Source organism: Dyadobacter fanqingshengii (assembly GCF_023822005.2).
GTDB classification, from domain to species: Bacteria; Bacteroidota; Bacteroidia; order Cytophagales; family Spirosomataceae; genus Dyadobacter; species Dyadobacter fanqingshengii.
The window spans coordinates 5,184,465-5,206,036 of record NZ_CP098806.1; the positions used below are offsets into that span (position 1 = coordinate 5,184,465).

The 21,572-nt window shown below is 43.7% G+C and carries 18 protein-coding genes; 4 read left to right on the top strand and 14 right to left on the bottom strand.

The genetic code is table 11. From position 1 onward, the window contains the following. Nucleotides 1–12: 12 nt before the first annotated feature. Nucleotides 13–1,017, bottom strand: coding sequence for an aminodeoxychorismate synthase component I (locus NFI81_RS21725; protein WP_234615035.1), 1,005 nt, complete (start codon nt 1,015–1,017; stop codon nt 13–15). Nucleotides 1,018–1,139: 122 nt separating this feature from the next. Between NFI81_RS21725 and NFI81_RS21730 the strand changes: the two genes are divergently transcribed. Next, nucleotides 1,140–2,147: a YpdA family putative bacillithiol disulfide reductase gene (locus tag NFI81_RS21730; protein ID WP_234615034.1), complete on the top strand. Its 1,008-nt coding sequence runs from the start codon at nt 1,140–1,142 to the stop codon at nt 2,145–2,147. A 2-nt stretch (nt 2,148–2,149) separates the two neighbouring features. Here the strand turns inward: NFI81_RS21730 and NFI81_RS21735 are convergent, their stop codons facing one another. Then, nucleotides 2,150–3,274, bottom strand: coding sequence for a beta propeller repeat protein (locus NFI81_RS21735; protein WP_252176018.1), 1,125 nt, complete (start codon nt 3,272–3,274; stop codon nt 2,150–2,152). Nucleotides 3,275–3,330: 56 nt separating this feature from the next. Between NFI81_RS21735 and NFI81_RS21740 the strand changes: the two genes are divergently transcribed. Next, nucleotides 3,331–3,633, top strand: a complete 303-nt coding sequence (locus NFI81_RS21740) for a YtxH domain-containing protein (protein WP_234615032.1) — start codon at nt 3,331–3,333, stop codon at nt 3,631–3,633. A gap of 54 nt (nt 3,634–3,687) precedes the next feature. On the opposite strand, the gene NFI81_RS21745 is transcribed toward NFI81_RS21740, so the two are convergent. The 12 genes from NFI81_RS21745 to tgt form a co-directional block, all read right to left on the bottom strand. Continuing rightward, on the bottom strand, nt 3,688–4,239 hold the full coding sequence (locus NFI81_RS21745) for a DUF4136 domain-containing protein (RefSeq protein WP_234615031.1): 552 nt from the start codon (nt 4,237–4,239) through the stop codon (nt 3,688–3,690). 25 nt (nt 4,240–4,264) lie between these two features. Continuing rightward, entirely contained in the window at nt 4,265–6,268 is a 2,004-nt protein-coding gene (dnaG, locus tag NFI81_RS21750) for a DNA primase (RefSeq protein WP_234615030.1), read from the bottom strand. Nucleotides 6,269–6,628: 360 nt separating this feature from the next. After that, the gene (locus NFI81_RS21755; RefSeq protein WP_234615029.1) at nt 6,629–7,594 is read right to left on the bottom strand and encodes a glycosyltransferase family protein; all 966 of its coding nucleotides are present in this window, start codon (nt 7,592–7,594) and stop codon (nt 6,629–6,631) included. After that, nucleotides 7,591–8,991, bottom strand: coding sequence for an O-antigen ligase family protein (locus NFI81_RS21760; protein WP_234615028.1), 1,401 nt, complete (start codon nt 8,989–8,991; stop codon nt 7,591–7,593). The genes NFI81_RS21755 and NFI81_RS21760 overlap by 4 nt, the downstream gene beginning before the upstream one ends. Then, nucleotides 8,979–10,388, bottom strand: coding sequence for a CDP-glycerol glycerophosphotransferase family protein (locus NFI81_RS21765; protein ID WP_234615027.1), 1,410 nt, complete (start codon nt 10,386–10,388; stop codon nt 8,979–8,981). The genes NFI81_RS21760 and NFI81_RS21765 overlap by 13 nt, the downstream gene beginning before the upstream one ends. Continuing rightward, nucleotides 10,328–11,053: an acylneuraminate cytidylyltransferase family protein gene (locus tag NFI81_RS21770; RefSeq protein WP_234615026.1), complete on the bottom strand. Its 726-nt coding sequence runs from the start codon at nt 11,051–11,053 to the stop codon at nt 10,328–10,330. Before NFI81_RS21770 ends, NFI81_RS21765 begins: the two co-directional genes overlap by 61 nt. Next, on the bottom strand, nt 11,053–12,192 hold the full coding sequence (neuC, locus tag NFI81_RS21775) for a UDP-N-acetylglucosamine 2-epimerase (RefSeq protein WP_234615025.1): 1,140 nt from the start codon (nt 12,190–12,192) through the stop codon (nt 11,053–11,055). The genes NFI81_RS21770 and neuC overlap by 1 nt, the downstream gene beginning before the upstream one ends. After that, a complete protein-coding gene (locus tag NFI81_RS21780) occupies nt 12,189–13,193 on the bottom strand; it encodes an N-acetylneuraminate synthase family protein (protein ID WP_234615024.1) in 1,005 nt (334 codons plus the stop codon). The genes neuC and NFI81_RS21780 overlap by 4 nt, the downstream gene beginning before the upstream one ends. An 18-nt stretch (nt 13,194–13,211) precedes the next feature. Beyond that, nucleotides 13,212–15,557: a GumC family protein gene (locus tag NFI81_RS21785; RefSeq protein WP_234615023.1), complete on the bottom strand. Its 2,346-nt coding sequence runs from the start codon at nt 15,555–15,557 to the stop codon at nt 13,212–13,214. Nucleotides 15,558–15,701: 144 nt separating this feature from the next. Next, nucleotides 15,702–16,805, bottom strand: a complete 1,104-nt coding sequence (glf, locus tag NFI81_RS21790) for a UDP-galactopyranose mutase (RefSeq protein ID WP_234615022.1) — start codon at nt 16,803–16,805, stop codon at nt 15,702–15,704. A gap of 102 nt (nt 16,806–16,907) precedes the next feature. Next, entirely contained in the window at nt 16,908–18,362 is a 1,455-nt protein-coding gene (locus NFI81_RS21795; protein ID WP_234615021.1) for an OmpA family protein, read from the bottom strand. 224 nt (nt 18,363–18,586) lie between these two features. Further along, on the bottom strand, nt 18,587–19,720 hold the full coding sequence (gene tgt, locus NFI81_RS21800; RefSeq protein WP_234615020.1) for a tRNA guanosine(34) transglycosylase Tgt: 1,134 nt from the start codon (nt 19,718–19,720) through the stop codon (nt 18,587–18,589). A 59-nt stretch (nt 19,721–19,779) separates the two neighbouring features. Here tgt and NFI81_RS21805 point away from each other — a divergent pair, with 59 nt between their 5' ends. Next, nucleotides 19,780–20,961 carry a glycosyltransferase gene (locus NFI81_RS21805; protein WP_234615019.1) on the top strand — a complete coding sequence of 394 codons (1,182 nt, stop codon included), beginning with the start codon at nt 19,780–19,782 and terminating at the stop codon, nt 20,959–20,961. Next, complete coding sequence (rsmG, locus tag NFI81_RS21810; RefSeq protein WP_234615018.1) at nt 20,952–21,572, top strand: 16S rRNA (guanine(527)-N(7))-methyltransferase RsmG; 621 nt, start codon at nt 20,952–20,954, stop codon at nt 21,570–21,572. Before NFI81_RS21805 ends, rsmG begins: the two co-directional genes overlap by 10 nt.

Consider the following 21,572-nt stretch of genomic DNA (forward strand, 5'->3'; position numbering starts at 1 on the left):
CAACAAATCGTCTCAAAACATAATGTGCGGGACATGGGCGAAGGGGAGGTAAACTTTGTCGATTAATTCCTGATATTCATTTTGTGCATTGCTTTGTGCCGTTATCCCACCGCCGCTTTTGAAGACGAAGTTTCCATTCTGATTCTCAATAAACCGGATCATGACGGCACTTTCAAAATTTTCGCCATCAAAATATCCCATAACGCCTGTATAGAAACCGCGCTCATATTTTTCGGCAGCTTCAATGATCTGCAATGTGCTTGGCTTGGGCGCACCCGTAATGGAGCCTGCTGGGAGCATTTGAAGGAGCAAATCGCCAAATTTCCCTTCAAAGTCATCCGGCAGAATGCCAGCAATTTCAGAGCTAACTTGCAACAATGTCTTATCGCTGGTCTGAATGCGATCAATGTAGCGATATTTTTCCACCCAAACTTTTTCAGCGACCATACTCAGATCATTTCGGATGAGATCAACGATGGTGGCGTGTTCGGCGGCTTCTTTGGAATCGGCTAAAATTACGTTTTCTGCATCCGGAACCGATGCGTCTATGGTTCCTTTCATAGGAAACGAAGAAATCCGGTTGCCTTTTATTTTAATAAAAATTTCGGGCGAGAAGCAGACAAATTCGTTTTTATACAAAAAGCGGTAAGGTGCCTCGCTGTGCCCGAATATTTCTTCCAGGCTCAAATTCGTCGTGATGTCGGTAGGAACCGACAGGTTAACCAAAAATGAATTGCCAGCCTTTAAATTCCTGACGACATGATTGAATTTGGCTTCATATGCCTCAAACGGAACAGGGAATTTATAAAACTGAAATTCCGGGAGCGGCGATTTGACTTCATCTTTGTCTATACTCCTGAATCCATTCAGATCAAAGCGTATTTCATTCAGATTGTCATCATCCAATGTCCAGGCCTGCGGCTTTTCAATCCGGTAATCCACAAGAAAAACAAAAGGGGTTTTTGATTTTCCCCATGCATTCAGCTTTTGTGCAAAATTCCGTTTTGGATCTTCCAAATCTCTGTTTCTACAATATAATGAACATTTTCAACAGGGAGGTAATTTACAAAGTTCAGAAACCAATATCTAAATTAGGGGGTTTATTGACTGAACGACGCACAATTTCTAAGACTACTGCAATGCATATATATGATGTAATCGTAATTGGTGGCGGGCCTTGCGGCCTTGCAATGGGTGTGGAACTGGCCAAGAGCGGTTTGGATTATCTGATCCTTGAAAAGGGTAATCTTACCGAATCGATCAGGCGTTATCCCAGACGCATGAAGTTCTTTTCGACAGCGGAGAATATTGAAATCGGTGGGATCCCATTTTCGATTTCCGAGGTGAAAGCCAATCGCAACGAAGCATTGCAGTATTATAGGAAGGTTGCCGGTTATTTTCACTTGAACTTCAAGCTTTTTATTGACGTTGATCGCTCGGAAAGACAGCCCGACGGAACATTTCTGACTTATTCCAATGACGGCCAGATTTTCCAGTCGAAAAATGTTGTGTTGGCAACTGGTTATTTTGATGTGCCAAGAATGCTGAATGTGCCCGGTGAAGGCCTTCCGCATGTTTCGCATTACTATGATGAGCCTTTCAAATATTCCTTTACGAATGTAGTGCTGGTAGGCGGCTCAAATTCTTCGGTGGAGGCGGCATTAGAGCTTTACAGGCACGATGCACATGTCACGATTGTGCATAAGGAGGCGGACTTTCGTACAAAAGTGAAATATTGGCTCGTTCCGGATGTGAAAAACCGGGTGAAGGAAGGGAAGATACACACGCGCTTCAACAGCATTACGAAGTCGATCGAGCCTGGAAGAATTGAAATTGAAAACATTGAAACAGGCGAAACTGAATGGCTGCCAGCCGATTTCGTCTTTTTACTTGTTGGTTATTTGCCTGACGAACATTTACTGGCGCGCTGCGGTGTAGCGCTCGACGAGGTGACCAAAGTTCCATCGTTTGATAAAGAAACATTTGAAACGAATGTGCCTGGGCTTTACCTCTGCGGGACCGTTATGGCGGGCGTTTTTACAGAGAAAGTATTTATTGAAAATGGCCGCGAGCATGCTGCTGCCATCGCGGATCATTTGTCGGGAAGAGAAATTCGGGTTGTTAAGGAATTGATAGACAGGATTTAACGCTACTGTTCAACAAGCACCAGTTTGCGCTTTTTCTTTTTTGAAAATTTTTCAATCTTACCGATTAACCCATTGGCTCCGACGCCATAGCCAACATTTCCAGCAAAACTCATCGCGTGAAATCCTTCTTTGCCCAGCTCATGCCATGTTTTCCCCCAATTTTCAGAAAAGCTGCTGCCCGACGGACCGCTGGAAATCAATGCATAATCGTCTGAACGGATTTCTGAATCGCCTGTCCAAACCGCGTCGGTTTTGTGATATAATGTTACACTTTCTTTTAATCCTGCCGGCTTGGTCATCCCTGCCAACGTCCAGGTAACGCCTCCGTCTTTGGTTATCAGTACATTTTGCGTGGAATCGGTCGTTTTTTTATAATCTCCACCCACTGCAATGCCGTTTTTCTTGGACCAGAACCTCAGCCCAAAAATGCCGCTTGTGGGCCCGGCAGGCAAGGGAGTAGAAGACACGTCCCAGGTCATACCATAATCCTCCGAGCGAAAAACGCGGGCCATTTTGCTGCCTCCGGTTCCGATAAATGCTTTGTTTTTTCCGGTTGCTATAATGGATGTTCCGCTGGCGGCAAAACAAGCTTCGCCTGGTTCAGCAACCGGTCGTTTTTCAAAAGGCAACTCCTGCCAGCTTTTTCCACCGTCGTCCGTGGTCAAAATGAACAGTCTTCCATTGATTGGATCGCCTAAACATATGCCTTTATTCTTATCCCAAAAGTCGATTCCATCCAGAAAAACCCCATTTTGTGTAGTTTGGTACACAAGCAACCAGCTTAATCCGCCATCTTCCGTGCGGTAAATCTTAGCCTTGTCTTTCTGCGCTTCCCCTGCACTCATTGCGATTGCCACATCCTTACTGAAAGCATGAATGTCCCGGAAATCAAGTGAATCTGCGCCTGAAACTTTGGATGTTAGCCATTTTTTGCCGCCATTAACGGTTTTTAAAACAGTCCCCCTGGAACCTCCAATCCAGCATGTCGTAGGCGAAACGGCATGGATTGCGCGCATATGGATGGTCGTTTTTATATCAATTACCTTCCACTGAGCCGAGACTAGTTGCGGCGCAATAAGCGCAACAATCAATGCTAGCCGTTTGTAAAGTTTAATGCTTGATGGCACAGTATTTGTATTGTTTAGAGTTCAAACGTATTATTCTCACAAAATAAGAAATTCATATGAACAAGAATCAAAAATTTCTGATAGGCGCAATTGGAGCACTTTTTACAGGCATTGCAATTGGCCTTTTGGTTGCTCCTAAGGACGGAAAAGATACACGCAAGCTGATCAAGAGCAAAGCAAATGATCTTGGTGGAAATGCAAAAGATAAATACGAAAAAAGCCTTGAAGAGTTGTCAGTTTTAGCCGACAAATTGAAAGACGGTTTTTTGAAAAATGTTAGTTCTGTGAAGGACAAAGCCGGTTCAGTAGCAGACAATGTGAATGAAAGAGTACGTGGTGTAGTAAATAATAATGGCTAATCTCCGACATCAACAATATTGAAAGGGTTGTTTCTCAAAAGAAGCAGCCCTTTTTTATTTGGGAATGTTTTCAATGATTTCCTTCACAGCCTGATTGATATCCGCTGTAAAATTCTGGCTTTTTTCGGGAATGATCCCTTCCGCTCCTCCCTGCCAGACCATCTTGTTCGTAGCCGCATCTACGAGGTCGATCATGATCGTTCCTTCGCGATATTTACCGACCACAACTTCTTCGCTTTTCCATGAATAACGGCGCTGCCCCATGTAACGCGGAAGTCCGTCGGTGCGGAAGTCGGTTTGCCTGGTTTGCGCTTTTTCCTGAACGTTTAATGCAATATTGATTTTTAAATTCGCATCGCGGGCTTCGTCAAGGCCTCTTGACTGCAAGTTTTGCGCAATGGCTGTTTTAATGATCCCTACGTTCTTTTCAAAATTTTGAGAAATCGTATCGCCCTTTGCCTCAATGTCATAAAACCCGAAAGTGGCATAATCCGACAACTTGAAATTATCTTCCTGCTGAGGTTTCAGAATCTTATGTGATGAATTACAGCCTAAAAAGACGAATAAAGAAATCAGCAGAATGAATGTTAAACGAAAGGCTTTCATAACATTAGAAATAAAAGGTGACCTATTATCCAATTACGCTACCCAATTCCTTAGCAGCAGCCATACTGATGCCTTTGTAATACATGAATTCACTCATGATGGCAGTTTGCTCTTCTTCGGTTTTTGCATGTACAGCCTGTTGCAGACACACCTTCATTTTTTCCTCGATGAATGCCTTTTTAAGCCTTAGGATATTGATGAAAGCAGTTTTGTCTAAAACATCCGTTTCAAAAGGAACGAAGATTTCATATTTTTCAGACCATAATTCGCTCAGCTCATATTTGTTTGCAAGCCAGTCAATGGTCAGGTTTCTGATCTCAGGCTCATGATGATGCAAAAAATAATCTGTCGGCAGAACATGATTCCGGTTAAAATTCTCGCGGAACAGCACCAGCAAATGATGGAAAATGGTATCCCTGAAATCTATCCCCTCGATTTCACTCAAAACATACTGACAAACCGTGATCGTAGGTTCAAGCTCACGCGTTCCGTAAACGACCAGCAGTCTGATAAATGCTTCTTCCTGGTAATACAGTTTGCTACGCTGAGGGGCTTCTGTGTGACCAGTCTCAGGAGCGTAAAAATCCGTCGAAGGTTCATTGGACCCGGAGAAAGGATCGCCTGAAAACAATGCATCCAGATCTGCCGGACTTTCCGGCGCCTGATTTTGGCGCGGCGCACGTTCTTGCGGTTTCTGCGTGTGCAGCTTGCGCAGGAGCTTATTTCCCTCCGTAATGAGCATTTGCTCATCCACTTTCATCATTTCGGATGTACGGTGGAAAAACACTTGCCGCTTGATGGCGTCAGGAATTTTAACAATGCTGTTAACCACTTCGCCAATCACAGCTGCCAGTCGGAAAGGATCATTTCCGGCATCTTGCAGCAGCATTTCCGTTTTGAATGTGATAAAATCCTTTGAATTTTGTTTCAAATAAATTTTAAATGCTTCTGCCCCGACTTTCCTGACGTAACTATCCGGGTCATCTCCGTCCGGGAAAAGGACAATGCTAACATTCAGACCTTCTTCCAAAACAAGGTCGAGACCGCGCAAAGCGGCCTTTATTCCGGCAATGTCCCCGTCATAGAGAATGGTAACATTCGGTGTAAACCTGCCAATAAGCCTGATTTGCTCAACTGTCAACGAAGTTCCGGATGAAGCAACCACATTTTCAATTCCGCCCTGATTCAGGGAAATCACGTCCGTATAACCCTCAACCAGATAGCAGTGATCGAGTTGCCTGATCGCATTTTTTGCCTGGAAAATGCCGTATAAGACGTCACTTTTATGATAAACCTCGGTTTCCGGTGAGTTGAGATATTTGGGCTGATTGGCAGCCTTGCTCTTATCAGATTTAAGAATCCGTGCACCAAATGCAATTACTTTTCCGGCAACATTGTGAATTGGAAAAATAACCCTTCCCCGGAAACGGTCATATCCAGCGGTTTGGGAACCCTCTTTATGGATTAGCAGGCCGGCTTTTTCGAGCAATTGTGAGGAATAACCTTTGTCCAAAGCCACTTTTGAAAAAGCATCCCAAGTGTCAAGGCTGTAACCCAGCTCAAATTTCTTCCGAATTTCCCCGGTAAAGCCTCGTTCCTTAAAATAACTGAGACCGACAGCTTGTCCTTCATCGCTTTCATGGAGCTGCTGTACGTAAAAGTTTTTGGCGAAATTGAGGATAATGTAAAGGCTTTCCCGCTCATTTTGGCGAAGCGCTTCTTCATCGGTAACCTCTTCCTGCTCAATCTCAATGTTGTATTTGTCTGCCAGATAACGCAATGCTTCCCCATAACCGACGCCATCAATGTCCATGACGAACTTGATAGAATCCCCCGCCGCGCCGCATCCAAAGCATTTATAAATCTGCCTCACAGGATTGACATTAAACGAGGGCGTTTTCTCATTATGAAAGGGACAGCAAGCTGAGTAATTGGCCCCTTTTTTCTTCAAAGACACAAAATCCCCAACCACTTCGACGATATCGGCGGTCTGTTTGATCCGTTCAACGGTTTCGGGATTTATACGCATTTTTTGATGTTTAAATTAACTCACGCGGTCGCACTGCTAACATGCTCTTCGTTCTACGAATTTAGTTAGGTATGACACTTTGAACAATAATTAAACAATAATTCCGTAAATTTGATGCAACCGGCTAGATCAAGTAGAATAATTTTATAGAATTGTCCATCATTTTCTCATTTTAGCCAAGAAAATCATATTGGAAAGCTTTTTTCTAATTACTTTAATTTGTTATTTTGCGGTGTTGAAAGTTATCCCAGAATTATCAAGTGATATTATAGATATTTAAAATATAGTGTGTGTATAGTGTGAAACAGGGCATGGAAATTTTTCTATGCCTTTGTTTTTTTATAACCGACTTATAATCAGTTAAATGTATCGCTTGTATAGATCGATTAATTGAATTGTGACGTTTGCCCCTTCCATCTTTTCCTCGGCCTGCAAGCGTATTCTCCCTTTTTTCAGCTCATTGACAACGTCAATTTTTGAAATGTCCTGATAGATATTGCAGAAATCGGCGCGCGAAACGCTTGCCGATGCCAGCACCACCACATTGTTTTCGTGCGCTTCGTATATAGATAAGGAAACGCCGTCTGTGGTTGTGTTCCGGATAAAAGCGTCTGAGACGCGCAGCACATTACTGAAATCGTGCTGACCTCCAATGAAAAGGATGTTCCCGGGAATCCAGCCAAACGTCTTTTTTATGAACGGCTTATAGTTTTCCGAAGGATCTGAAATGATCAAACCGCCGGAATCTACATGCTGGATATTGCTAATGATCTCCGAAATTCCATAAGTCTCTTTTCCATTTTTGTCAAAGGACAGGTTCCACGCATTTGTACAAAATATGAATTTGAAGGACCGCCTGAATTCTTCCAGCTGCTGCGAATGCTGCGGACTTAATGGTGTTGTGTACGCAGACGGGATGAATGTGGAAATGAGCACTGCGGTTCCATTATAATATTGAGCAGTAGCCATGCTTTCTTTATTCTGCACAATCGGAACTGTGCATATCAATGCAGACAGCTTAATGGCCAAATTCCCATGAATTCCGTAACGGCCCCAATTGCCATGATAGGTGAGGAGCAGCTTTTTCCCGAGCAGGAAGCAGAACATTGCAAACAAAAGTTGGAAAAACGGATTAGAAGCATGCAGATGAATGATCCCGTGCTGCACGATTTTCCTTATTATGCGACAAAGACTGTCATTTTTAAGATCACAAAAAGTAAAATGGGGGAAGCCATGAACCGTCAGGCTTTCAATCAACCGGGTTACATGCATAGTTACACCTCCGACGGGTGGCGGAACCCTTCCTATGATCAAAATCTTTGTCATGTTATGGGATCGGCAATATTGGCTTGAATGCTATTCGCATAAAAGTAGAGGCACATCAACAATATGGGGGCGAGGCAATTGATGGTTACGCTTTTCGCAGGTAAAATCACGAAAACGCTGCCAACCGTGTGGTTGAAAGCAAGATAAAAGAGAAGGCTAACCGGCATCAAAGCATGTTTTCGGCTTTTCAGAGAAACCGACAGCAGCAAAACAAGCAGGCTGAAAAGCAAGCTGTACAAGCAAATCAATCCAATAAGTCCGTTCTCCGCGAGTAATGTGTAAAAAAGCGAATGTGCCTCTCTGTAACCCGGACCGAGCACTTCAAAACTTCCCGTTCCATGACCGGTCAGAGGTTTTGAAAGGAATAAATTGTAGGCAATTTCATGGATTTCGGCCCGTCCGCTGGCTTGTTGTAATTTGTTCAAAACCGAATCTGTCGTCATAATGTCACCGAATCTTAACGTCCAGAAGTAAGCCATATCCCAATCTGCGTATCCGGAAATGAAACTTGGAAACAAGCTTATCACTAATGTTAGAAGCAACAATATCGACCAAAAGCGCTTTGCATTCCCGATCAAAAATATGGTTACGAGCATGTAAGGAGCTATCAGCAGCACAGCACCCCGGGAAAACGAGAAGATGACGACGTTTAGGAAAATAGCGGAAAGGGCCAGTTTGCGGAGAATGTTTAATCCATTGCGCGCAGCATAAAGCAGGACAAACGGCCAAAGTAAAATAAAATAGGCCATCGTGACATTGGTATCTGTAATGTTTCGGGTCGCCAGCAGGTTATCCGATCCTTTGTAACCTGCCCCCGCTATAACCAACCCAAATGTCCCGAACCCGAGAATGATATATAATGTGCATAAGTACATTTCAAGATTTTGCTGAAAATGACTTGCAGCGCTGACAACTTTCAGATAGCTGAAATAACAAGGTAGCGTTAGTAAGAAAAGCAGAAGTCCACCAAAAGCAATGTTCGCTAAATTGGGTGAAATGAGTAAATAGAATGTTTGCAGGATAATCCAGGACGCCAAAAAGAGCTTTTCTCCTTTGCTTAAACCCGCAGACTTCTGGATAAAAAAATAAAGGAAATAACAGATCAAGATCAAAAATGGCATTAATCGCCAGATTGAATTTGCACCCGCAGGAAATGAATATTTTTGAAATAAGTGCAAAAATTGCGTGAGAACAGGCACTGCCAGCACATGAAAAAGTTTGTGTCTGGAAAAAGAGAAAAGACTTATTATACAATAGACATAGCATGTAAGAACCACTGCCGTTTGCATTTCATTTTCGCCAAATGTCAGCAGTTGGTCAAAGAACTTTCCGAAAATGGAGACAATTGCCACTGCAACCAGCATTTTTTTGAAGATTTCAAATCCTAGTTTAACCATGCGGCAATGGTGTTAAAGGTGAAATCAACCGATTTTGGATCAGTAAAATGAGTGAATGGCTTGATGACAGACAGCGCGTTTTGTGATTTTTGTTTATATAAACTGGCTTTCAATGCTGTATATAATTGATCCCTGCTCGTCACAAATTCGTCAAATTGCAAAGCATTTAGCGGAACCTGATGGTTGTAATCGTAAAGCCTTTTCACGGACTGGTGATAAGGGAGCGGATTATTGCCGTCATAGGCAATGCTGATTACCCGCTTTCCACAAGCCGCTGCATCCAGTTTCATCGTTGAAGCAAATTGAACGCATACGTCACAAATCCGCAGCGTTTGGGATAGTGAATCAAGGAAATCCAGCTCCGGAAACCAGTTGTAAAATCGATCATCACCCGACTTTGGCAAGTTCCCGGGATGCCAAATGCTGATAAATTCTTCCTCTGAAAGCTGATTATAGGCATCAACATTATCTGCTGGATGGCACCTTACGATAACGTGCAGATTGCCTTCAACCTTCGCAAACCTCAGGACATCTTTGATGACTTCGAGCTGATTTGGAAAGTGCCGCAACGCACTTGTAGCAATTAGAATTACTTGATTCCCAGACGGAACATTACAACGTTTTCTTGCTTCCGCATTTTGATTTTCAGAAGTCTTTTGAAAATAGCAGTCAAACCGCGGAATGCCGGTGGCGATCACTTTCGGTTCCGTAACATTAAAAATGGAGTAAAAGCTTAGAAACTCATTTTTCATGAAATCATTCCAGACCAGTGTGACATCATGATCCGCATTAATCACCCCTTTGGATGTCAGGTTATCCCAGCTGATGACCATTGCAAGAGATTTCACATGACGTCTCCGTAAAAAATTAACGATCCGATTTTCCCGCAAATCCAGTGGCGAGGAAGATATCACGCCATGAAAGTGAAAGGATAGGAGCGGTCTGAGTTTGATGGAAAATGAAGTCAGGAAAATGATAGACTGTCTGATAACCTTCAAAATCGATTTAGTGAAGCTCTTCTGATTTATCAGCCGAAGCATTTTGTGCATCCATTGCCATTCTTTGCGGCTCTGATATTTAATTTTTTGCGTCACAATGCTAAAACACTCGGCGAAAAAGGCCTTTTCAACCTTACGCAGGAAGGCAAGCCAAGCCGGTTGACAAGGCAAATCTAGATTAACAAGCTTCAAATCAAGACCGAACTGATCGTTAATCTGGTTCACTTCTGCGGAACGGATCATGGTTGACAATAAATACACATGATATTTCACTGCCAGTTTTTTTATTAAACCGCTGTGAATGATGTTGATAGCAGCATAGCTATTGGTGATCAGGATCAGGATTGGTTTTTTTGTTCTTTGCTGTAAACTTCCAGATGCAATTCCGCTAGCTTCCATTCCTGTTGTGTGTTAATGTTAAGATCTACCTCATTTTCAGGCTGGTACCCAATGCACCTTCCGCCCAGTAACCGGTTCCGATTGAGCAGGGACGTTTTGAGCAGATAAATATTGCCGTCACGATAATATGAATTGGGCAAATCCTGTCTGCGAGAGGGTAGGGCAACATCCGACATGAATCGTGAAAGTTGACCGTTTGACAAATGAAATGCCCACAGCGGATTGTATTTGTCGGGTGTTTTTTGAATTGTAGTCAGACTATCGGCATCCATTTTAAGCATATGTCGAATGGCATTGTCGATCAGATCGGGGCTTCGGAATGGCGAGGTGGGCTGCAAGAGACAAACATATTCAAACTCCGCCTTGCGCTCCTTGTAAAACTTTACCACATGCTGCATTACATCAATTGACGGGGTGTCATCGCACGAAATGGCGGCAGGCCTGATAAACGGCGCTTCAATCCGTTCCCAGGTTTTTGCAAAGGCAACAGTTTCCTCACAGTCGCTCGACACCACAATTGTGCTCAAAAGCTTCGATTGCAGCGCGGATTCGATTGTATACTGGATAAGGGGCTTGCCTCCGAGCAGTTTCATGTTTTTCCCCGGAACTTCTTTTGAGTCTTTTCGAGCGGGAATGATCGCCAGGATTGTTTTGTTCGTTTCCATCAGTAAGTGATTTGTTTATTGACACTTAACTTCATTTTGGCCAGTATGTCAGCGATCAGTATTCCTGCATCGCCCTTTCCGTATAGAGAAGCGCTCTCATAACACCCATGATCGAGCTGGATTTGTATGGCTTCCATAATTGCATTTAAACTAAAATCTGCATCAACCACATTGAGGGACCTCTCCCGGCCATGTTGCCGGCTTCCAATGTTCACAACCGGTGTGCCGAGCAAGGACGCTTCCCTGATGCCCGTGCTGGAATTGCCGACAAGGCAGGCGCAATGTTTAATGAGTTTTAGGAACGCCTCCGGATGAAGGTTTCGCAGGAAATGAATTTTCAGATTTTTACCCGTTTCACTGTATCGCTGTATCTCCTTCAATATCCGCGCAGCTCCATAATCGGGGTTTGGCGTGAACCAGAAGGTCGGAATGTTCAGTTCATCCACAGCCTTTAATAGACTCCAAAATTGGTCTTTGGTAAATCCGTGCTCTGTTGTAACAGGATGCTGCATAACTACGAGATATCGGCTTGCAGACGAAACGGACTGACAACTTTCGTAGTCAAATTGCAGAGATGCATCTTTTTTTACCTGAATGGCCAAGTCAATGGATGGACATCCCGTATGCCACACATTTTCAGGCACTTCTCCCATAGCTATCAATCTGTTGCGCGCACTGGCTGTGGCAACAAAATGGATATCCGCCAGCTTCGACACGGCGTGCCGGACCTTCTCATCAATGTTCCCAGTCACTTCGCCGCCCTGAACGTGCGCCAGGGGAATGTTCATAAAGGAAGCTGCGATGGCGGCAGACATGGTTTCGTATCTGTCGGCAATGGTCACCACAACATCCGGGCTGACATTTTCGAATACCGAGGCGAGTTCAATTACTCCCAGACCAGTCGTTTTCGCAGCGGCGGTGGAATTTTCATTTTCCAGCAGATTTGAAATTTTTATGATCTGATCAAAACCGTCTTGACTGACGAGTTTCGTAAGTCCGCCATACTTATCCAACATACAGCTGCCGGTAATCACAAGTTGCAGGCACAGTGACGGATGCACTTTGATTGCGATGAGGAGCGTTTTGATCCGGCTATAACTGGCTCTTGCAGTGATTACTACGCAAATTTTTCGTTTCATAGCAGGTCACTGGAATTTAGGAATGACCACTTTAACAGATCGTGCTTCAATTGCCTTCCTACAACCGTTTCAAAATGTGCAGCCAGGATGCCATATCCCGCCGGTTTCTTCGCTTCCAGATTTGCAAGCGTTATAATATGGCCCTTTTTGAGATCATTATTTATGGCCAGAGATTTACCAAAAATCGTTTTCAGCGTCGCATATTCCGAACAATCAGATTTGTCAACAGGGCATTTCAGAGCCGTTTCAATCTGTCTTACTCCCTTCACCAACTGCTTCACCTGATCGATATTGATCGAAGAAGTTGAATCCGGCCCAAACATTCTCTGATCAAATGTGACGTGAAATTCCAGGATTTCGGCGCCGCTGGCCACGGCCGCGAGGCTGGCAAAAATATCTCCCGAATGATCCGAAAAGCCAATCGGGATCTGATAACGTTCTTTTAAAGCTGGAATCACGTTCAAGCCCCATTGGTGCGGACCGGTGGGATACGACGAAGTACATTGTAGCAAGGATAGGCTGCATTTGTTCTTCATCTGCGCAATCACATTGTCGAGTTCAGCAAGTGAGCTCATTCCGGAAGAAAGGATAATCGTGTCTGCCATGTTTGCAGCAGTGGATAAGAGGAGAGCATTATTCATTTCCCCTGACCCGATCTTAATAGCGCGAGCCCCAATTCTTTCAAGTAGACTGACAGCGCTGATTGAAAACGGACTGGCTACAAAATCAAGCTTTTTCATTTCGCAATGCGCTTTCAGGCCTGCCCATTCTTCTTCCGAAAATTCCATTCTTTTCCAATAATCCATTCGGGAAGGATCTTCATAAGAGAATGTGGTTCGAAATGGCTCATGGATGCTGCTTTCAGCTTCCGCAATGTGAACCTGAAATTTGACTGCGTTCACGCCACTCGATGCAAGCGCATCAATGTAAGAGTGCGCCAACCCTAAGCTTCCTTCGTGCGCCTGCCCAATTTCTGCGATCATGTAAATTTCTCCATTCATAGTGTGGCCATATTTGTATTATGATTTAAAAATGTTTCGCTTTCGTGCATTTAGAAAATGCCGTTTCTCGGGCAAATAGTAACCGTAGCCGTAATTACTGCCGGGCGCTGCCCTAATGTCGTTCAGGATTAAATGCAATCCGCGCAATTGATTTTGATCCCGGATTTCTCTGATGATATCAAGCTGACTTTTGTATGTAAAACCCTGTCGGACAATGTATAATGATAAATCGGCCAGGTGACCCAGCAAGCGGGCGTCCGTCACCAAGCCGATGGGAGGTGTGTCGAGTATGATAAACTCATACTTATTTTTCAATGCCAGGATCAGTTCGTCCACCTCTGGCAACGCCAACAATTCCGAAGGATTTGGCGGAATGTGACCTGCCGTAATTACATCAAAAGGATTTTTGGAAAGTGTCACCTGCGTAAAGTCACGTAATGACAGGCCGGACGAAAGGCAATTTGTAAACCCTTCTTCTTTCAGTTTCAGATCTTTGGCCATTCGCGGCCTCCTCAGATCCAATTCCAGCAACAGCACTTTTTTGCCAGTTAGTGCCAGCGAACCGCACAAGTTGGCAGCAATAAAGGACTTTCCCTCGCCACTCATACTGGATGTCAGGAGAATGATCTGGCTTTGTTTTGATATAGAAAGAAATTGGACATTGCTTCGCAGGACGCGGAATTGCTCAGCTACCTGACTTTGAGAATTGGAATAAATATTTCTTTCGTGGCCTGGGTTATGACTTATTTCTGCCAACACACCGACGTTAAGCGCTGCTGAAATGTCGGATTTGCTTGTAATTCTGGTGTTAAGAATGTGTTTCAAATGTATAACGGCCATCGGAAGGCCGATGCCTATAAAGCCCGACATCAAGATCACGAGTTGCTTGTTTGGCTTCAATGGATTTGAGCCTGACTTCGGCCTGTCAATAATGCGGGCGTTGGCAAGCGTGGAAGATTTGGAGATTGAAGTTTCCACGCGTTTTTTTAATAGCAAAATATAAAGCTCCTGTTTGATTTGCTGCTGCCGTTTTACCTCCAAAAACTGCCTTTCGGAGCCAGGGATTTGTTTTAACTTTCGCTCCACTTCGGATTTGTAGTCGCCAGCAGCCGTTATCCCAATACGCAAATCGTTCATTTGGGAAGTAATGTTGGCGGTAAGATCTTCCCTGAGATGGTCGAGTTGTGCTTGTAGTGATTTAAGATTTGGGTGGGATTCACGGGTTGTGATCAGGCCCTTTGCTACTGCTAGCTGAATAGCGTTATACTTGTCGATAATCGCCAGAAAACCAGGATCCTGGACAAAAAGCTGCGCAGGAACAATGTGCTGTGGATTGGAGCGCAAAAATTGAAGCAATGCATTCACAGTCCTGAATTGAACATTGTATCTATTTTCTTCCTTTTCGTATTCGCTTGATTTATTTAGTAACTGCCGGGTGTCTTCACTTAAATCCGTGATGTCGTGGGAAGTTTGAAATCGCTCGAGGTTTTTCTCGATATCAATTAGCTCTGCTGAAACCTCAGCCAGATTTTTATTAACAAATGCCAGTGTACTGTCTGCAATTCTGTTTTTGTCTTCGATGCTTGCTCTAAAATAATTCGCAAGAAGTCTTTCTAAAATGGCCTCTCCTTTTTTGGGAATGACTTCATCAAGCGACAGGTTTACCGTGCTGACCAGCTTATTGGTGGGTGAAATGGTAAGCGCCTTTCTGTATTGATCGACAAGCTGTTCCGGATCTTGAATTACGATAGAATATTGATCTTCAATACTGTACAAATTGGAAGTCCGTTCGAGTGTTACCAAGCCATGTGGAATCGTTAATGTGTCTCCAAATGTTCCGTTGTACGACTGAGCACCAAATTGAAGCTTATAGCAATTCTTTTTGCCTAATGTCAGATCATATGTGGCCGGTTTCGTTTTGCCGGTGTCTTCCGGATTTATATACGTTAGTCTGAACGGAGATTTGTCATATAATTCCGTGGTCTTCACACGTCCGGTCGAAAAGTAGCGCACATTTAAATGCAGATCTTCCACTACACTCTCCATAAGCGTCCGGCTTTTCAGAATTTCCACCTCATTGTCCACACTGCTTTTCACCGGAGACAGCCCCATACTTTCCATTAAAGCGGTGTCACCGAACTCAGAGCCCTTTGCATCGTCACGCACAAGAATGGACGCGGTTATCAAAAATTGCGGGCTGATGTAACGGAGATAAACGAAGGCAATCGTGAGGCTGAGGGCGAGACAAAATGCAATCCATCGCCAGTAATCCAGCACTTCATACAGAAATAGTAGTGCCTTCCTGAGATTATCAGAATTTCCCGAAGTCGTGTTTGTTGTAATGTCTGGCCTACTTCCCTGCATGACTTTGCTCTAAATTTTCAGTTTAGACGCAGGCATTTGAATTAGGTCACAAGAAATTCAGAAATTTTCTGAAAAAAATTGAAATAAAAAATCCCTGATCTGCTATGTGTCAGCTAATCAGGGATTTAGAAGAGTAATTACTTTTTAATCGAAATGTACTTTAACTTTTTTCAGTGCAGATCCTACAACCTGGTGCATGTCATAGTAACGATATTCAGCCAGGCGGCCTCCAAAAATAACATTGGGTTCCTGTGCTGCCAGGTCTTTATATTGGTTAAAAATGGCCGAGTTTTTATCATCATTTACAGGGTAATATGGCTCCGAGCCTTTTTCCCATTCTTGCGGATATTCATGCGTAATAACCGTTTTCGGCTGCGTTCCAAATTCAAAATGCTTGTGCTCAATGATCCGGGTAAATGGTGTTTCGCCATCGGTATAATTTACAACAGCATTGCCCTGGTAATTTTCCCGATCCAGCAGCTGGTTTTCGAAACGCAAGCTTCTATATTCGAGCTGGCCGAACTGGAAACCGAAATATTCATCGATAGGACCAGTATATACAACTGTTTCCGCAAGCGCCGTGAGTTCTTCTCGATCCTTGAAAAAGTCAACGCCTGTTCTCACTTCAATATCCTTCAGAAGTCCTTCGGTCAATTTATTGTAACCGCCAATTGGGATTCCCTGGTAACGGTCATTGAAATAATTGTTATCAAAAGTAAACCTTACTGGCAGGCGTTTGATGATAAATGCAGGAAGCTCGGTTGCTTTCCGACCCCATTGCTTTTCGGTATATGCTTTTATCAGCTTGTGATAAATATCGGTTCCTACCAATGAGATGGCCTGCTCTTCCAGGTTTTGGGGATCTTTTATACCAGCTTCTTCCACTTGTTCCCTTATCTTTTCCTTCGCTTCTTCGGGCGTTTTCACTTTCCAAAGCTGGTAAAAAGTGTTCATATTGAACGGAAGATTGTAAAGTTCACCATTAAAGTTGGCCACCGGCGAATTGGTATATCTGTTAAACTCAACAAATGAATTTACATAATCCCAAATGTCTTTGTCGTTCGTATGAAAAATATGAGCGCCGTATTTGTGAACGTTAATTCCTTCGACATTCTCGCAGAAAATATTTCCACCCGTATGATTCCTACGATCGATTACCAGGCATTTTTTTCCTTTTTTTGTTGCCTCATGTGCAAAAATGGAGCCCCACAAGCCTGCGCCAACTATCAAATAATCGTATTGTTTCATTTTGAATTAAGCCCTGTTACAGTTGAGATTGGTTTTTAAGTTTTTGTCAAAAAGGAAAGGCTCCCATCGGGAGCCTTTCCTTTTTAAATATATTTCTACCTGTTATGGAAGAAGTTTCAATTCTACGCGACGGTTTTTCAACAAGCCTTCACGTTTAGCGCTGTCAGCTATTGGTTTGAATGAACCGAAGTAGTCAACAATCACTTTGCTAGGATCAGTCAGACCAGCTTCGTTGATCAGATAGTTTTTCACTGCATCTACACGACGTTTCGAAAGAGCAATGTTATAGCGGTCTGTTGCACGACGGTCTGTGTGACCTGCAAGTTGCAGACGGCATCCGTTCAAGTTCATTAGCTTAGCCACATTTTTAAGCATTTCCTGAGCCTCTGGCTTGATCGTGTTTTTGTCCGTATCGAACATTACGTTAGCAAAGATCTCTGCGCAAGCTGCACCATTTTTAAGTGCATTTTTAACATAAGCGTCGAAGTCAAGAACGCGACCACCACCGTCAACAATGCTTCCTGCTGGTGAATTTGGCTCTTTATCAAAGAAGTCAGAAACACCGTCACCATCTGTATCAAGTAACAATCTTGGATCGATATCCTTAGGACGGTTTGCCTTAGCAACTGAGTCCATTTCTTCAAGCGTAAGAATTTTTGGCGGCTTGATCAACACTTTTGGATCTGTGTAACGCAAGTGGTAGTATCCACCTTCGTCCGGTTTGTAATCCCATTTGCCATCCACTTTCGCAACTTTTAATGGGTTTTTACCCAATTTGTAAGTTACCTGAACTGATCCGTAGCCGTAGCTGTCAAGTTCAGAGTTTCCTTTGCGGGAGGTCTTTTGCTCTGCGATATCGAAGCTTCCAGGGGTTCTGTCATAGTCACCACCGTAAGTTGCATCCAGATAGTCAGAATTTGTATGGTTCAGACGGAAGTCAAGACCAATATCAATGCGCTTGGTAACTTCGTAGTTAACATTTAAGCCTGTTGGGATGATCCAATCATTCATGCTGCCAGTGTTACGAAGCTCAACACCGCCTGTCAGGTCGTATGCAGTTGCATCGTAGAACACCTGTCCTACACCGATGTATGCATCAACTTTCCATCTTTTCATCTTGTTAGGTCCCATTAGAAGACCCTTAAGATTTACTGTTCCTGCGACAGAAACATCGAAATAGTTGCCTTCAAAATAACGGTTGTAATTCCGGCGCTTCATACCTCTCAAATTACCGATAGAAGCATCAAGCCTCGCACCGAACAAATATGAAAGTTGTTTGTTTAATGTCAAGCCTCCTTGAAAAGTACCGGATTCTTTGTGGCTGTCAGAAGTTGTTTTCGTTACAGGCCAGAAATCATATTCTCTCAAATCACCAAAGAACATAGACGGTCCAATGTGTGCGGAAATTGACCATGTGTTCAATTTGTAGGGGCCGTCATAAGAAGCTTTGGGATTGTAATCCGGAGAATTCGGCTGCTCTAGTGGTTGTGCCAATGAAGGCAGCGCCATCATTGCCGCCAGGGCAAACGAACAAATCAACTGGGATACTTTTTTCATACTATTCAAGTTAGCGTTATTAAGATTAACTAGGATTGATCTATAGTCAATTATGAGTAAAAAATTATGAATTTATTCATGGCCAAACGTACCTTAACCAAATGCCTAGTGCGCACAAAAATAGGTTAACAATATCATTTAATCAACCGAAGTTGGTACAATTGAAAAACTTTCCTGTTTTTTTAATCAAATTTTACCCGAAAGAAACGTCCTTTTTTGAACTTTCAAAGCCGTCGAATTAATTTTTTTTCCATTTCTTTCTTCCATGCAACAAATTCTCCGGCTATGATCTTCTCCCGTGCACTGTTAACCAACCACAGATAAAATGTAAGATTATGTACACTTGCGATCTGTGCTCCAAGCATTTCGTCTGATTTTACCAAATGCCGAAGGTAAGCCTTACTATAGAATGTACTGACATAACCTCCAAGCCCTGTGTCGATCGGTGACAAGTCATCCTTCCACTTTTCATTACGAATATTAATTACACCCTCTGTCGTAAAAATCATGCCATTGCGTGCGTTTCTTGTCGGCATCACACAATCGAACATGTCTACACCCAGAGCAATGCATTCCAAAATATTTGCAGGCGTTCCGACACCCATCAGATAGCGTGGTTTGTCCCTGGGAAGAATGTCGCAGACAACTTCGGTAAGCTCGTACATGATCTCGGCCGGCTCGCCTACCGACAGCCCGCCGATCGCATTTCCTTCACGGCCATACGAAGCAATGGTCTCCGCTGATTGCACCCTAAGATCTTTGTAAACACTTCCTTGCACGATGGGGAAAAGTGTTTGGCTGTGGCCGTAAAGGTCGGTTGTGCTATCGAACCTCGCACAGCAGCGCCCAAGCCAGCGATGCGTCATCTCCATTGATTTCCTTGCATAGGTGTAGTCGCAGGGATAGGGTGTGCACTCATCAAAGGCCATGATAATGTCCGCCCCGATGATCCGTTGAATATCCATCACATATTCTGGGGTGAATGTGTGTACGCCACCGTCAATGTGTGACTTAAATACCACACCCTCTTCATTGATCTTTCTTCCGGTGCCTGCAAGGGAGTAAACCTGATAACCGCCGCTGTCTGTAAGGATCGGCCTGTCCCAGCCATTGAAGCCGTGGAGCCCGCCTGCTTTCTGCAAAATGTCCAGTCCCGGACGCAGATATAAATGATATGTGTTGCCTAATATAATTTGTGCCTTGATATCTTCCTTCAACTCGCGCTGATGTACGGCTTTCACCGTTCCCGCAGTGCCCACCGGCATAAATATCGGTGTTTGAATTGTGCCGTGATCCGTTTCAATAAATCCCGCCCTTGCTTTCGACGCGGGATCTTCAACTTGTAATGTAAACTTCATTAAAAGGTTTTAAATTGTGGTGTGCAAAAATAGGGTTAAGGTCTCGAACATTGCTGACAATGACCTTATATTTGCATCAAGATGATAAAATATTACAACTCTCTTCCATTGTGGCCGATTATTTACTCTTTGCGCTTGCGGCGTTCGTGTTCGTTCAATTGTGCTACTATCTTTTCTTTTTTACAAAGCTGGCATTTTACGAAGAAGGCGCCAATTACGGCAACGAGTTACCGGGGGTTACAGTGCTTGTCTGTGCATGGAATGAGAGAGAGAACCTTACCGAACTGATCCCTTTGCTGGATGCGCAGGATTATCCGGAGTTTGAAGTGATCCTGCTGGATGATCGTTCAGATGACGGAAGCGAAGCGTTTATCCGGGAGCATATTTTCAGTTGGAAACACATCCGTTATATGCGGATCAACGACCAGTTTTCTCACATCACTCCTAAAAAATACGCGCTGACCATTGGCATGAGGCAGGCAAAATATCCCGTCGCCCTCATGACCGACGCAGATTGTCGCCCGACTTCCAATCATTGGATAACAGCCATGACCTCACGGGTAAATCAGGAAAAAGACATTGTGCTTGGGTTTTCGCCTTATATAAAGGAACGCGGCCTGCTCAATTGGTTTATCCGCTGTGAAACCTTTTATGCAGCCGTTCAATATCTCTCATTTGCGCTGGCAGGTTTTACCTATATGGGCGTGGGTCGCAACATATTATATAAGAGGTCTGTTTTTTTCGCTAACAAAGGTTTTTACCGGCACAAAAACATTTACGGAGGCGATGATGACATCTTTTTGAACGAAGCTTCAACCCGGACCAACACAGCCATTTCTATTGCAGAAGAGTCCTTGGTTTACTCTGTTCCAAAAACAAGCTGGCAATCGTGGTACAGGCAGAAGCAGCGGCACATGTCGGTGAGCACTTTCTACAGAATGCGGAATAAAATATTACTTGGCCTGTTGTCCGGCGCGCACATTGCGGTCTGGATGTCGGGAATCGCTATTCTGATATTTGGCCTGATCACCAGGGACATTTACATTTTGCAGGGACTGGGCATTTTGTTTGCGGCGAGATGGATCATTCAATGGTTTTTGCTCTTTATCATTAATAACAAATTGGACAAGACAGTGGAATGGTTCACTTTTTTGTTTATGGACTTTGCATTCTTTATCTATTATCTGGTCTTTGGTTTCTTGACCTTTACCAGACGAAAACCCCGTAAAACGTGGAATTAATCAATAAATATTTTCCGGATCTGACTGATGAGCAGCGTGATAAGTTTAGCCAGATGGAGGAATTGTATCAGTTTTGGAATGCCAGGGTCAATGTAATTTCCCGGCAAGACATTGATACATTATATGAAAGGCACATTTTGCATTCACTAGGCATTGCCAAAGTGCTTGAATTCAAGTCTGGAACGAGTATTCTGGATGTTGGGACAGGAGGAGGTTTTCCCGGCATCCCGCTCGCCATTTTATTTCCAAAGGCGCAGTTTCATTTGGTTGACAGCATTGGCAAGAAAATCCGGGTGGTGCAGGAAATTGCAGATGCGTTGAAACTGGACAATGTGAAAGCCGAGCAGATCAGGGCCGAAAAGCTGGACGATTCCTATGAATTTGTAATAAGCAGGGCCGTTACGAGGATCACGCCATTCGTAGGTTGGGTCAAAAGAAACATCAGTAAAAACTCTTTTCACTCGCTAAGGAACGGAATTTTATACTTAAAAGGCGGAGACCTGACGGAAGAACTTTCCGAGCTGAATCAAAAATCGCGGGTTTTCGAGCTCTCCGATTATTTTGAAGAGGAGTTTTTCCAAACTAAAAAAGTCCTTTACGTACCATTATAA